Source organism: Prevotella herbatica (assembly GCF_017347605.1).
GTDB lineage: Bacteria > Bacteroidota > Bacteroidia > Bacteroidales > Bacteroidaceae > Prevotella > Prevotella herbatica.
Genome location: NZ_AP024484.1, coordinates 2,878,811 through 2,892,631, shown reverse-complemented (window position 1 = coordinate 2,892,631; position 13,821 = coordinate 2,878,811). Strand labels below are relative to the sequence as shown.

Below are 13,821 nucleotides of genomic sequence, written 5' to 3'. Positions count from 1 at the left end.
AATATGAACCGGAGAACTTTCATTATACTTTTGACATTCTTATCAACTACCCTACTCTCCTTTGCTCAACCAAAAAGAGAAGTAAGGGCTGTTTGGCTTACAACTATTGGTGGATTAGACTGGCCCCACAGCTACTCACAGCATAGCCAATCAATGGAAAAACAGAAACAAGAACTGACAAATATACTTGACAAGCTCCAAAAAGCAGGAATCAATACTGTACTCTTACAAACACGAGTAAGAGGTACAATGATTTACCCTTCAGAATATGAACCTTGGGATGGTTGCCTTAGTGGTTGTCCTGGAAAGAGCCCTGGTTATGACGCTCTAGAATTTACAATTAATGAATGCCACAAAAGAGGAATGGAACTACATGCTTGGGTTGTGACAATTCCTGTTGGTAAATGGAATTCTCTAGGCTGTAAAAGACTGCGACAAAGATTTCCTAGATTAATACGCAAGATTGCTGATGAGGGATACATGAATCCAGAAATGCCAGAAACAGCCACTTATCTTGCGACTTTATGCAAAGAGATTACTGAGAAATATGATATAGATGGAATCAACCTTGACTATATAAGATATCCTGAAACATGGAAAATTAAGGTTAGCGGAAATCAAGGAAGACAATATATCACTAGAATCGTAGAGGCTATCAGCCATCAAGTAAAAAGTATTAAGCCTTGGGTGAAAATGAGTTGTTCGCCTATCGGAAAAGCTGATGACCTTACAAGATACTGGAGTCATGGCTGGAACGCCTACTCAAAGGTGTTACAAGATGCACAGGGATGGCTGAAAAGCGGACTCATGGACGAACTGTTTCCCATGATGTATTTCAAAGAAAACAATTTCTATCCTTTTGCGATTGACTGGAAAGAACTATCTGACAATAAAATTATATGTCCAGGACTTGGGATATACTTCATGTCACCAAGTGAAAAAGATTGGAGTCTTGATGACATAACACGTGAAATGGAAATAACACGTCAATACGGTATGGGGCACGCATATTTCAGAAGTAAATTTTTTACTGATGATACAAAGGGTATATATGATTTCGCAAAAAATGAATTTGATACATCACCTGCCCTAGTGCCTGCTATGACATGGATAGACAGCATTGCGCCAAAGGCACCTACAGGCTTGACTAAAAGCAACGGAGTATTGCGTTGGAATAAGGAAAAAGATATTACGTACAACATATATAGCAGTAGGACATGGCCTGTGGATACAAGCAAGCCAGAAAATCTAATGCTTACAAGGCAAGAAACTAATATTATATCTATCCCTGTAAATGACGACAGATACTATGCTGTTGCAGCAATGGATAGATATGGCAATGAAAGTGAAGCCGTACAAAGTGTGTCAAAGGTTTGCAATACATCAAACCTTATCTCTAATGATGGAAAGAAAGCAATATTACCGACATGGTGTAAAGAGTGTGACGGAATGATTATTGCTACCGGATTAAACGGCAACGGAATAAAAACATTACATGCGAAATCGAATGTCGTTGATATTACAAGCCTAGAAGATGGTATGTACACGATAAGAATCATAAATAAAAAAGGCATAAGCCACAGAATAGGGTTTATCAAAATAAAAAGATTTTAGGCAAAATATTTGGAAGATACAATAAAAGAAATTATCTTTGCAGTATAAAGGAGAAAGATATTCGGGGTTGTGTCGGTTTGATCGGGATACTCATCAAATAATATCGAAAACCGAGAAAGTTTCTTATGTCTATGGCGGGCCGCATAAACTTCTTAGAAGGTAAGTCTGTTGACCAGCGGATTACAAAAACTGGGAGCTCTCAAATCTTGAATTGCTCGGAGTTTCATCACATCATCGAGCAACCCCTTTTTTCCCCTTTTTATTAAATCAATATCTTATTTTTATGTTTAGTGGAATTGTAGAAGAAATGGCTACAGTAGTAGCTATTAAGAGAGACAAAGGAAATATTGACCTAACAATGAAATGCTCATTCACAAATGAGTTAAAAATAGACCAAAGCATATCTCATAATGGCGTATGCCTGACTGTTGTAAACATTGAAGGCGATACTTATACTGTTACAGCAATGAAAGAGACTCTTGATAGGTCAAATCTTGGTTTGCTTGAAATTGGTAACCACGTGAACGTAGAACGTTCTATGATAATGAACGGTAGGCTTGACGGACACATAGTACAAGGACATGTCGACGAAACCGCAAAATGTATTAATATCAAAGATGCTGACGGAAGTACCTATTTTACATTTGAATACAAACAGGATAAAGAAATGGCTAAAAAAGGCTATTTTACTGTAGATAAAGGTTCAGTTACAGTTAACGGAGTATCATTAACAGTCTGTGAACCTACAGAAAATACTTTTACTGTAGCAATAATACCTTATACAAAAGCAACTACAAATTTTTGCGATATAAAGTTAGAGAGTTGTGTAAATATAGAATTTGATATATTAGGTAAGTATATAGCCAGATTGCAGTCTATTTAACAACTGCAATCTTTTTTATTGCCAACATTTTAAAAGTTTTGTTAATTTTTACACCAACAAATAAACTTTTTATCATCTTTTTACATCTAAAACTATAGATTTGATATGAACAATAACATAATTAAATACAAAGTGAATAAAATCATAATAGAAGTCCTACTATGCACAGGATTTATTCTTTTCCCGATGTGCGCTTCTGCTAGAAGTTGGACATTAAAGGATTGTATTGAATATGCAATAACGAACAATATAACAATACAGAAAAAGAGTCTTGCAAAACTAAGTGCACGTGAAGATATAAAACTGAGTCAGGCAGAACTGTTGCCGTCTTTATCACTCAGTACATCACAAAACCTAACATACAATCCATGGCCTCAAACAGGAAGTTTTGTAGTTGCTGGGGACAAAGTGCAAACAAGTGTTGACAAAACATATTACAACGGAAGCTATGGTGTAAACGCAAATTGGACTGTATGGAATGGTAACAGAAACCGCAATCAGATAAAATTGAATAAGGTTTCTGAGCAGCAAACGGAACTGGATTCTGCTGTTACAGCAAATTCTCTTATGGAACAAATAGCGCAATTATACGTTCAAATATTATATTCTAATGAGGCTGTTAATGTAAACAATGAAACCCTTGCAACAAGTAAGAAAAACGAGGAAAGAGGAATAATGATGATGAAGGTTGGTAAGATGAGTAAAGCTGATCTTGCTCAACTAACAGCACAAAGAGCAAAGGATGAATATGCAATAATCGAGTCAGAAAGTAATCTGAAAAATTATAAACGACAATTAAAACAACTATTACAGATTACTAACAACGAAGACTTTGACATAACCATACCTGAGACCACAGACGAAATGGCTTTAGAAAATATCCCTACAATAAATGACGTATACGATCTGGCGCTAAACAGACCTGAGATAAAAGGTGCTCAACTTGGTATACAAGGCAGTGATATTAGCATAAAAATAGCCAAAGCCCAAAAGCTACCTACAGTAAGTATGAATGCTGGTTTTAACACAAACACGACATCTATGAACAGTAATGCTTGGGATAAGCAGATTAAGAACAACTTTGCGTTGGGCGGCGGATTCACTGTCAGCGTGCCAATATTTGACAACAGACAAGCTAAGACTGCAATAAACAAAGCAAGAATACAACGTGAGAATTATATGCTTGACTTAAAAGATAAACAAACAAGCCTATACTCGACCATAGAAAACTATTGGTTACAGGCTAATAATAATCAAAGCTTGTTTAAGAGTGCAAAGGTTAGTACACAAAGTTCTAAAGAAAGCTATGAACTATTAAGTGAACAATTCAATCTAGGTTTAAAAAATATCATCGAGTTGATGACCGGAAAAGACAACCTATTGAGAGCACAACAAAACGAGCTTCAAAGCAAATATCTTACAATATTAAACATAGACATGTTGAAATTCTATATGAATGGAGATATAAAATAAAATGACACATTACATTACGAGAAAATAACATAACAACCCAAACAAATTTGTATGATGCTAAATTGTATTTTAATTGAAAATGACGCTAGTACGGCAGAAAAGATGAGCGAATATCTGAGAAATATACCATTTCTCAATCTAACAGATAGTTGTACTAATGCCATAGAGGCAATGAAGGTCATCAGAAATTCGCATATTGACATAGCCTTCATCAACATCCGATTACCGGAAATGAGTGGTGTGGAATTTGCGAAGATGCTTCCAGAAACATTAAAAGTGATATTCCTTGTTGACAACAAATCACATGCCATCGAAGGATATCAAGTCAATGCTGTTGATTGCCTAATGAATCCGGCAAACTTTGAAGATATATTAAAGGCTGCCGCTAAAGCCAAGGCATTTTTCTCTGAAACAGAGAAAACACCTGACTTAAAGAGTAACAGTTTCATCTTTATAAAGAGTGATTACAAAGTCATAAAGGTAAATCTGTCAAACATCTTATTTATTGAGGGTGTAAAGGACTATGTAAAATTCTATGTTGACAACGGTAAACAACCGATAATGTCACTCATGAACATGAAAGAACTCGAAAAAGCTATTACCGGTGAAGATTTCATGAGAATACACCGTTCATACATAGCTAACCTTTCAAAAATAGACATGATTGAGCGAATGCATCTTGTATATGGAGATCTAAATATCCCTATATCAGAATCTTACAAGGAGAATGTCCTTAAATATGTAGCAAAACATAGTATTTAGTGTTACTTTTATAATGAAAGTATTTCAGACGGTTTCTCAACGAATACACTAGCACCGTGTTCGATGAGAAACTGTTTACTTCTAAATCCCCATAACACACTGATACACGGCATGCCACAATTTTGTGCCGTCATGACATCAACATCACTATCACCGATATAGACAGCACTATTTTTATCAACATCCAACTGTCTTAATGCTTCTAAAACCGTATCAGGTGAAGGTTTCTTTTTTATATTTTCGCGTTCACCAATTGCAACCGTCACATATTCTCCAAAGAAATGTCTAACAAGTTCTTGAGTTGCAGCATAAAATTTATTGCTAACAACAGCAATATTGCAACCATTTTTTTTCAGTTCTCCTAACATATTAAGAATACCACTATATGGTGAAGTATGATCAACATTGTGAATCAGATAATGCTGGCGAAAGTCAGAATATGTCTTTTCAAAAAGTTCATTATTATCTCCTCCAGGAATAGCACGTTCCATCAATTTACGCACACCATTACCAACAAACATCCTTACTTCATCAATTGATCGTTCAGGCATATTATTCATACGCAGTGCATAATTACAACTTGCTGCTATATCCGTTAAGGAATCAAGCAACGTTCCATCTAAATCAAAAATATAAGACTTATATTTCATACCCTAAAAATAATACCTATCATAATAACATGAGATTATGCAAAGTTAAGAAAAAAAAGTGATTGATGAGCACAAGATAAAAAAAATTGATGTATCTTTGCGCACGATTTCAACATATAATTATGAAAAAGGATTTTAAGAAAAAGTATCTTGCTCCCGCCACAGCTTTCATTTTGATTGTTTTAGGAGTGATTTACTACTACTTTTTTTCAGGTTTTTCCGTAAAGAAAGACGTTGAGTACGTATACATTGACAACGATGATAACATCGATTCTGTATACAGTAAGATTGAGCCAATCGCCTCTAGTCATGGAATGAGTGCTTTCAAGGCACTTTCACACCAGTTTAATTACAAAGACAAAATCAAAACAGGTAGATATGCTATTAAACCTAGCGAAGGAGCTTTAAGAATCTTCCGACACATGAAAAACGGATTGCAGACTCCTGTTAGTCTAACAATTCCCAGCGTTAGAACTTTAGACAAGCTATCAGCTGAAATTTCTAAGAAACTTATGATTGACAGCACACAGCTGTACAAGAAATTAACAGATGAAGCCACTTGTCAGAAATACGGATACGATACTGCAACTATTGCTTGTATGTTCATTCCAAACACATACGACATTTATTGGAACGTATCAATAGATAAATTCCTTGATCGTATGCAAAAAGAGAGTAAGAAATTCTGGAACTTTGAAAGAACTGAAAAAGCTAAACAAGAGAATCTTACAGCTAATCAAGTCATAACACTTGCTAGTATCATTGACGAAGAAACTGCTAACAATTCTGAAAAGCCAATGATTGCAGGAATGTATTATAATCGTCTGATGTTCCGCGACGCGAAATATCCAGAAGGAATGCCACTTCAGGCCGACCCTACAATAAAGTTTGCATGGAAGAAGTTCGACCTCAAGCGTATATATAACAATTTATTGTTTATAAAGAGCCCATACAATACATACAAAAATCCTGGGCTTCCTCCTGGTCCTATACGCATTCCATCAGTAGCAGGTATTGATGCTGTTCTAAATAGAGTACATCATAATTATCTATATATGTGTGCAAAAGAAGACTTTAGCGGTACCCATAACTTCGCAACAACTTACGAAGAGCATATGAAGAACGCAGCTAAATATTCGAAAGCACTTAACGAACGTGGGATTAAATAAAAAAAAATGCCGCCCTCTTCACAGAGTGCGGCATCAATCTCAATAGGTATTAGCTTTTTTTTAAGGTAAAAAGATTGTATTCAGGATAACATTTGCAAAGATAAATGATTTTTCATTTCCATGCAAATGTTTTTTTATGTTTATAAACATGTTTTTACCATCATATTTATTCAATTTGTAATATTTATTAGTAGAATAACTAAATTTTACTAATATAGAAAATAAATTTATGATTGCGAAAAACCAATGATATGGCATTCCATACAGTATATAATGGAAATTTTATCTCTATTCGCTTCGATTAATCAGATTTTTGCGCTATCTTTGCAGTCAATAATTACATTAATAAATAAAAATCACACAAATTTGTTGATTCTTAACCTTAATGTAGTTACCTTTGCAAAACAAAAATAATAAGTATATACATTATGGCAAATAAAGAAGAAATTAACGAAGAGAAGAAGAGCATTAGCTTCGTAGAACAATTTGTTGAAGAAGATCTTGCCAATGGCAAGAATGGAGGAAAAATACAAACTCGTTTTCCGCCAGAACCTAACGGATATCTTCATATCGGACACGCTAAAGCTATATGTATGGACTTTGGAGTTGCTGAAACATATAATGGAGTATGCAACCTTCGCTTTGATGATACCAACCCTAGCAAGGAAAACAATGAGTATGTAGAAAATATACTTAACGATATCAAATGGTTGGGATTCAAATGGGGAAACATTTACTATGCTTCTGATTACTTTGAGAAATTATGGGATTTTGCCGTCTGGATGATAAAGAAGGGATACGCTTACGTAGACCAACAGACTAGTGAGGATATTGCCTCACAAAAGGGCACTCCAACAACCCCAGGTACACCTAGTCCATTTCGTGACCGCCCAGTAGAAGAAAATCTTGATCTCTTTGAGAAGATGAATACTCCTGAAGCAGTAGAAGGTAGCATGGTACTACGTGCCAAACTAGATATGGCAAATCCAAACATGCACTTCCGTGACCCTATAATGTATAGAATTATACAAACTTCTCATCACCGCACAGGAACAAAATGGCATTGTTACCCAATGTATGACTTTGCACACGGACAAAGTGATTACTTTGAAGGTGTAACACATTCTATTTGTACTTTGGAATTTGTACCTCACCGTCCTCTATATGATAAGTTCGTCGACTTATTAAAAGAATATGATGAAACAGGAATCAAAGGTGATATGCATGACAATCGCCCACGACAGATAGAATTCAACCGTCTGAATCTTACTTACACAGTAATGAGTAAACGTAAGTTGCACACACTTGTTGATGAAAATTTGGTTAATGGCTGGGATGATCCTCGCATGCCGACACTTTGTGGTATGCGCCGTCGTGGTTACAGCCCTGAAAGCATCAGAATGTTTATCAATTCTATTGGTTATACAAAGTTTGATGCACTAAACGACATGGCTTTATTGGAAGCTAGCGTTCGCGAAGATCTAAACAAAAAGGCTATCCGTGTAAGCGCAGTACTAGATCCTGTAAAACTTGTAATAACCAACTATCCTGATAATCAAACAGAAGAGATGGATGCAATAAACAACCCTGAAAACGAAACAGCAGGAAGCCATAAGATTATCTTCACAAAGAATCTTTGGATTGAACGTGCTGATTTCATGGAAGATGCTCCGAAAAAGTTCTTCAGAATGACTCCAGGAAAAGAGGTTCGCCTTAAAAATGCATACATCATAAAATGTACAGGATGCACAAAGGATGCAGAAGGTAACATTGTCGAAATACAAGCAGAATACGACCCAGAAAGCAAGAGTGGAATGGAAGGTGCCAACCGCAAGGTAAAAGGTACACTTCATTGGGTATCTGTTGATCATTGTCAGAAAGCTGAAATCCGCGAATATGACCGCCTTTTCAATATTGAAAATCCATCTGCTGACGAGCGTGATTTTAGAGAACTATTAAATCCAGACAGCCTTAAAATTTACAATAATTGTTATGTTGAAAACTATGCTGCAACATTGCTACATGGTGAATATTTACAATTCCAACGTACAGGCTATTTCATTGCTGACCCAGACTCTACAACCGAGCATGTTGTTTACAACAAGACTGTTGGTTTAAAAGATACATGGGCAAAGCAGAATAAATAAAAGGCTGTCATTAAATTACTAAAAAACTATTAATGAAGCATTTAGACCAATCAGAGTATTTTGAGCAAGACGATTTCCTCGATATTTTAAAAGAGTATGAGGAAGCACGCAAGAACGGTAAGGACATCTATCTTGAAACAGATGTTCTTGCCAATATAGCTGGATACTATGAAACTCGTGATAATTCACTTGCCGCGATAGATACAATTGATTATGCAATAAGACTCTATCCTGGTGACGTGTACCCATTGGTATTCAGAGCAAGAATGGCAATATTGATGGAAGATGATATTGTAAAAGCAAAAAAATATCTTAAAGCTATAATAGATAAGCACGACATAGAATATTACTATGCTGTAGCTGAAGTGAAAATTGCAGAGGGACATCCAGAACTAGCTTCTAAGTATCTTAAACGTAAGGCAAATGATATTGATGAAGATGATGCGGAAAGCTATATAATAGAAGTAGCTACTCTTTTCGCAGACTACAAAGAACTAGAAATAGCGAAAAAGTGGATTGACACTTCCAACAATCCTGACGACCCAGACTATTGGCAAGTTAAGGGACAAATTGAATTGGGATTGGGTAATCTAAAAGAAAGTGAATTCATATATAACAGTCTTCTAGACAAAGAACCCTACTCTACTGAATATTGGAATCAATTGGCATCTACTCAATTGCTTAATTCTGAATTTAGCGACTGTATATCTAGTAGTGAATTTTCAATTGCGATAAATCCTAATGATGCAGACGCTATACTAAACAAGAGTAATGGGCTTTTCGGATTGGAAAACTTTGAGGAATCTCTGAAATATTCAAAGAGATACATAGAACTATGTCCTGATGAATATTCAGGTTATATATTGCAAGGCATGGCACTAAATAATCTTGGACGCTATGAAGAAGCAATAGATATTTTTAATAAGGCGCTTAAAAATTGTCCAGATTATCCCCCCGCTAAAAACGAAATATATGAAGAGCTAACTAATGCACTCTCGCTAGCAGATAAACTTGACGAAGCTATAAAAATCGCAGACGACTGCTATAAAAATAGCGGAAGCGTCGAAACCATCCTTAACAAGGGAAATTTATATCTGCAACATGGTGATATGGAAAATGCCAGAGAAGTATTTGAAAGAGCGGCAAAAGAATCTAACAATAATCCAGAAACATATGTACGTATCTCCGCAGCACTTATGGATAATGGATACGTAGAAATGGCATATAAGATTCTTCATTGCATGATTAATGACGATGAAGCACAATCAGATAAGGTATATGTGTTCCTAGCTGCCTGCTGCAAAACTTTGGGATATGAAGACGAATTCAAAAAAGCTGTAAAAAAAGCAGTAAAGAAAACTCCTAATGAAGCAAAAAAAATATTAAAGGAATATTTTCCAGAGAATATGGATCCCAAAGACTATTATAAATATCTAACTAACACAAAAAAAGATCAGTAATGAATTGGCTATCTACACTATTAGGTAATCTTAATTATGGCACTATTTTCCTTCTTATGTTATTGGAGAGTACTGTCATCCCTGTTCCATCTGAATTTGTAGTATCTCCAGCTGCATATCATGCAGCAGGAGGCAATTTAAACGTATTTCTGGTAATACTATTCGCAACTCTAGGTGCAGACTGTGGAGCAACTATAAATTACTTAGCAGGTTACTATTTGGGAAGACCTATAATTTATCGTTTCGCCAACAGTAAATGGGGCAAGATGTGCCTCCTTAATCAACACAAGGTAGAAAAAAGCGAGAAATTCTTCTACCAACATGGAATGGTTGCTACTATAACAGGTAGACTTATACCAGGAATTAGGCATCTTATATCAATTCCTGCAGGTCTGTCGAAAATGAAATATTGGCAATTTCTGCTCTACACAACGCTTGGTGCGGGACTATGGAATTGCATTCTAGCTGGACTTGGATGGTATTTACATGCTATTGTTCCAGAAGATAAACTGACTGATAAGATCATGGAATATGGAGAATATATAAAGGTTATCATAATGGCGCTTGTTGCAATAGCATTTATATATTTCTTAGTGAAGTGGTATATTAACAGAAGAAAAAAATTAGGACTTGACTAAATTGCCAAGTCCTTTTTCAGTTCATAGGTACTGGCATTTAACAAATGCTACAAAAGTAATATTTCCAACCACAACAAAGGTTCTTCATCAATTTAGGGAAATATCCTCTATAATGGACCAAGCTCTACTAGAAAAAGTTTTTTTAATGCCACTAATGTCATAATGTCACAAACCCTTTATTTATAAGGGATGAGCGAGTGACATTAAGTGACATTATCGAGGTAAAAGTGACATTAAACAGCAAATCATACCTGTTTTTGGCAATTTTTCACCAAATATGCACTAAACGTATAGACTCATTTTTCGTTTGTAGAGGTCTGTACTCGTCATCGTGTGCACTATACTTCGCAAAATGACAAGTTCATATCTCAGAACTTAACAGCAAAGATCATAGTAATTGTCATCAATCCTTTTGTTGTAGTTTTATTGATAATCATTCGTTTACCTGCGTCAGGTAATATCCTTTTTCACGCTGGGCAATCCTATTACCTAACGTAGGTAATAGAGTTGTTCACGCTAGGTAACCCGATTACCTACGTTGGGTAATCGGATTACACACATGCTGAGGTAATTGTATTACACACGTGTTGATGTAACTTGATTACACACACGTTATGTAACTGGATTACACAAAAGTTGTGAACATTTAGGTAATTGTTAGTGAGCTTAGTTTATAAATATATTTATGTTCTTCAAGTTCATTCTTGTTTATATAAATGTATTAAATAGATTTTTTAATTATCTACACTGTTCAAAAGCTTGCGTTTGTGAAAACTCTATAAGCACAAATATATGATGCAAATAGCATAATTGCGGAAAAAACGCTAAAAACAGGTGTACTCTAGGGGTTAATGCCACTTTTACCCCGATAATGTCACTAAATGTCACTCGCTCATCCCTTATAAATAAAGGGTTTGTGACATTATGACATTAGTGACATTAAAAAAACTTTTTGTAGTAGAGATTAGATATGTTACTCAACACATAAGAATTCTTCCTTTTCAGGAAAACTCTATGCATAGGATTGTTAATCCCCAACTTTACAAACAGACCCACTTTCAGCCTTTAGAATACGTCGTTATTGGCAAAAAAAAGAAAGAGACAATCTATAATAGATTGTCTCTTTCTTAATTTGTCGGGGCGACAGGATTCGAACCTGCGGCCGCCTGGTCCCAAACCAGGAGCGCTACCGGGCTGCGCTACACCCCGCTTGCATAGAATAAGATTAAAAGTCGGGGCGACAGGATTCGAACCTGCGGCCGCCTGGTCCCAAACCAGGAGCGCTACCGGGCTGCGCTACACCCCGCTTTGCATCTTATTTCTCAATTGCGAATGCAAAGGTATCACTTTTATCCGAAAGCACCAAATAATTCAATGTTTTTTTTATAACTTTTATATAAAATCCACGACTACTTAATAAGTAAAACTACATGCATTGCATGTAAGCAGTTACAGATATATACTCAAAAAGCATCCATCATCATCTAAATAAAACAAATAATGAATCAAACATCTGTCTTTATAATATAAACAGTTATCTTGTAAAAACGTAATCTGATAGTATTTTAATGAATATGCATCAACAACAAAATGCAAACTATTCATTTTTTACTAAGGAAATATTCAATCAACATAAACGAATATGAAAACCTAAAATCTACAAATAAACAAAAAGATACTAATAAAAAAAAAGATACTAATAAAAAAAGGCTACAGAAAAACTGTAGCCTTTTAGTATATTTGATATACAATTTACTTGATTATGCCCTGCTCTACGAATACCTTCTTTAGAGCAATAACACCACGCTCAACCTGTTCTTTTGTATGATTTGCCATAAGGGCAAAACGAACAAGTGTGTCCTGAGGAGCACAAGCTGGTGGAATAACAGGATTTATAAAGACACCTGCATCAAAAGCCAACTTAGTTACAATGAATGTTTTTTCAATATCACGTACATAAAGTGGAATGATAGGGCTCTCAGTCTCACCAATTTCAAATCCCTCTTCGCGGAAACGTTTTAATGCATACTTGGTAACATCCCAAAGACGCTCTATGCGCTCTGGCTCCTGCTGCAAGATATGAAGTGCTTCCATAGCAGCAGCTGTTGCGGCTGGAGTATTTGATGCACTAAAGATATATGTACGACATGTATGACGAAGAAAGTTTATTGTATCCTCATCAGAAGCAATAAAGCCACCAATTGAAGCTAAGCTCTTTGAGAATGTACCCATGATAAGATCAATCTCATCTGTAAGACCAAAGTAGTCACAAACACCACGTCCATTCTTTCCGAATACACCTAGACCGTGTGCCTCATCAACCATGACAGAGCAATTATACTTATGCTTTAATTCTACGATTTCTGGCAATTTAGCAAGGTCGCCTTCCATAGAGAATACACCATCAACAACAATCAATTTGATAGAGTCTTGAGGTAATCCTTTCAATACACGCTCAAGGTCTTCCATATCGTTGTGCTTATAATGAAGCTGACGAGCAAATGACAAACGACGTCCATCTACAATACTTGCATGGTCACGGTCATCACAAATTACATAATCGCCCTTTCCGACAACTTGTGCCAACACACCTTGATTAACAGAAAAGCCCGTAGAGAAGCAAAGTGTATCATCTTTGTGAATAAATTCTGCGAGTTCTTTTTCCAACTGAACATGTAGATCGAGTGTTCCATTAAGGAAACGACTACCAGCACATCCTGAACCATATTTATCAAGAGCAGCCTTAGCTGCGTCAATAACTCTCTGGTCGCCAGTCAATCCAGTATAGGCATTAGAACCAAACATAAGAACATTATGACCAGCCATTTCAACTTCTGTACCCTGCTTGCTTGTTATAGCGCGAAAATAAGGATACACACCTGCCTCCATAAATTTTTGAGGCTCACGATATTTTTTGTATCTTTCTTGTAACTGTCCCATTTTAATAGGTGTAGTAAACTACTTTATATTCATTTTAGGCTGCAAAGATACAAAAAAGAACCAATAATTCTCCACTTTTCATAAG

The 13,821-nt window shown here is 35.8% G+C and carries 10 protein-coding genes and 2 tRNA genes; 8 read left to right on the top strand and 4 right to left on the bottom strand.

What is annotated here, in order from left to right:
- The first annotated feature begins 3 nt into the window (after window positions 1-3).
- The 4 genes from prwr041_RS10880 (at window position 4) to prwr041_RS10865 (ending at window position 4,732) form a co-directional block, all read left to right on the top strand.
- A complete protein-coding gene (locus prwr041_RS10880) occupies window positions 4-1,614 on the top strand; it encodes a glycoside hydrolase family 10 protein (RefSeq protein WP_207153793.1) in 1,611 nt (536 codons plus the stop codon).
- Between the two features lie 283 nt (window positions 1,615-1,897).
- Window positions 1,898-2,497 (top strand): riboflavin synthase, encoded by a 600-nt coding sequence (locus prwr041_RS10875; protein ID WP_207153792.1) that lies wholly within the window; start codon window positions 1,898-1,900, stop codon window positions 2,495-2,497.
- A gap of 105 nt (window positions 2,498-2,602) precedes the next feature.
- Window positions 2,603-3,970, top strand: coding sequence for a TolC family protein (locus tag prwr041_RS10870; RefSeq protein ID WP_394370795.1), 1,368 nt, complete (start codon window positions 2,603-2,605; stop codon window positions 3,968-3,970).
- 51 nt (window positions 3,971-4,021) lie between these two features.
- The gene (locus tag prwr041_RS10865; RefSeq protein ID WP_237072225.1) at window positions 4,022-4,732 is read left to right on the top strand and encodes a LytR/AlgR family response regulator transcription factor; all 711 of its coding nucleotides are present in this window, start codon (window positions 4,022-4,024) and stop codon (window positions 4,730-4,732) included.
- A gap of 8 nt (window positions 4,733-4,740) precedes the next feature.
- On the opposite strand, the gene prwr041_RS10860 is transcribed toward prwr041_RS10865, so the two are convergent.
- Window positions 4,741-5,382 (bottom strand): HAD family hydrolase, encoded by a 642-nt coding sequence (locus prwr041_RS10860; RefSeq protein ID WP_207153791.1) that lies wholly within the window; start codon window positions 5,380-5,382, stop codon window positions 4,741-4,743.
- 122 nt (window positions 5,383-5,504) lie between these two features.
- On the opposite strand from prwr041_RS10860, the gene mltG reads away from it, so the two are divergent.
- The 4 genes from mltG (at window position 5,505) to prwr041_RS10840 (ending at window position 10,796) form a co-directional block, all read left to right on the top strand.
- Complete coding sequence (mltG, locus tag prwr041_RS10855) at window positions 5,505-6,551, top strand: endolytic transglycosylase MltG (protein WP_207153790.1); 1,047 nt, start codon at window positions 5,505-5,507, stop codon at window positions 6,549-6,551.
- 428 nt (window positions 6,552-6,979) lie between these two features.
- Window positions 6,980-8,698 (top strand): glutamine--tRNA ligase/YqeY domain fusion protein, encoded by a 1,719-nt coding sequence (locus prwr041_RS10850; protein WP_207153789.1) that lies wholly within the window; start codon window positions 6,980-6,982, stop codon window positions 8,696-8,698.
- Between the two features lie 32 nt (window positions 8,699-8,730).
- Window positions 8,731-10,158, top strand: a complete 1,428-nt coding sequence (locus tag prwr041_RS10845) for a tetratricopeptide repeat protein (protein ID WP_207153788.1) — start codon at window positions 8,731-8,733, stop codon at window positions 10,156-10,158.
- Window positions 10,158-10,796, top strand: coding sequence for a DedA family protein (locus prwr041_RS10840; RefSeq protein ID WP_207153787.1), 639 nt, complete (start codon window positions 10,158-10,160; stop codon window positions 10,794-10,796). Before prwr041_RS10845 ends, prwr041_RS10840 begins: the two co-directional genes overlap by 1 nt.
- 1,135 nt (window positions 10,797-11,931) lie before the next feature.
- Here the strand turns inward: prwr041_RS10840 and prwr041_RS10835 are convergent.
- From prwr041_RS10835 to spt, 3 genes are all read right to left on the bottom strand, one after another.
- Window positions 11,932-12,005 (bottom strand) — tRNA-Pro (locus tag prwr041_RS10835).
- 23 nt (window positions 12,006-12,028) lie between these two features.
- Window positions 12,029-12,102, bottom strand: a tRNA-Pro gene (locus prwr041_RS10830).
- A gap of 446 nt (window positions 12,103-12,548) precedes the next feature.
- Window positions 12,549-13,736 (bottom strand): serine palmitoyltransferase, encoded by a 1,188-nt coding sequence (gene spt / locus prwr041_RS10825; RefSeq protein ID WP_207153786.1) that lies wholly within the window; start codon window positions 13,734-13,736, stop codon window positions 12,549-12,551.
- Between the last annotated feature and the right edge of the window lie 85 nt (window positions 13,737-13,821).

Coding starts and splice junctions, on each gene's coding strand:
- prwr041_RS10865 (WP_237072225.1), top strand. CDS start 4,022: ATGATGCTAAATTGTATTTTAATTGAAAATGACGCTAGTACGGCAGAA.
- prwr041_RS10880 (WP_207153793.1), top strand. CDS start 4: ATGAACCGGAGAACTTTCATTATACTTTTGACATTCTTATCAACTACC.
- prwr041_RS10845 (WP_207153788.1), top strand. CDS start 8,731: ATGAAGCATTTAGACCAATCAGAGTATTTTGAGCAAGACGATTTCCTC.
- prwr041_RS10840 (WP_207153787.1), top strand. CDS start 10,158: ATGAATTGGCTATCTACACTATTAGGTAATCTTAATTATGGCACTATT.
- spt (WP_207153786.1), bottom strand. CDS start 13,736: ATGGGACAGTTACAAGAAAGATACAAAAAATATCGTGAGCCTCAAAAA.
- prwr041_RS10875 (WP_207153792.1), top strand. CDS start 1,898: ATGTTTAGTGGAATTGTAGAAGAAATGGCTACAGTAGTAGCTATTAAG.
- mltG (WP_207153790.1), top strand. CDS start 5,505: ATGAAAAAGGATTTTAAGAAAAAGTATCTTGCTCCCGCCACAGCTTTC.
- prwr041_RS10850 (WP_207153789.1), top strand. CDS start 6,980: ATGGCAAATAAAGAAGAAATTAACGAAGAGAAGAAGAGCATTAGCTTC.
- prwr041_RS10870 (WP_394370795.1), top strand. CDS start 2,603: ATGAACAATAACATAATTAAATACAAAGTGAATAAAATCATAATAGAA.
- prwr041_RS10860 (WP_207153791.1), bottom strand. CDS start 5,382: ATGAAATATAAGTCTTATATTTTTGATTTAGATGGAACGTTGCTTGAT.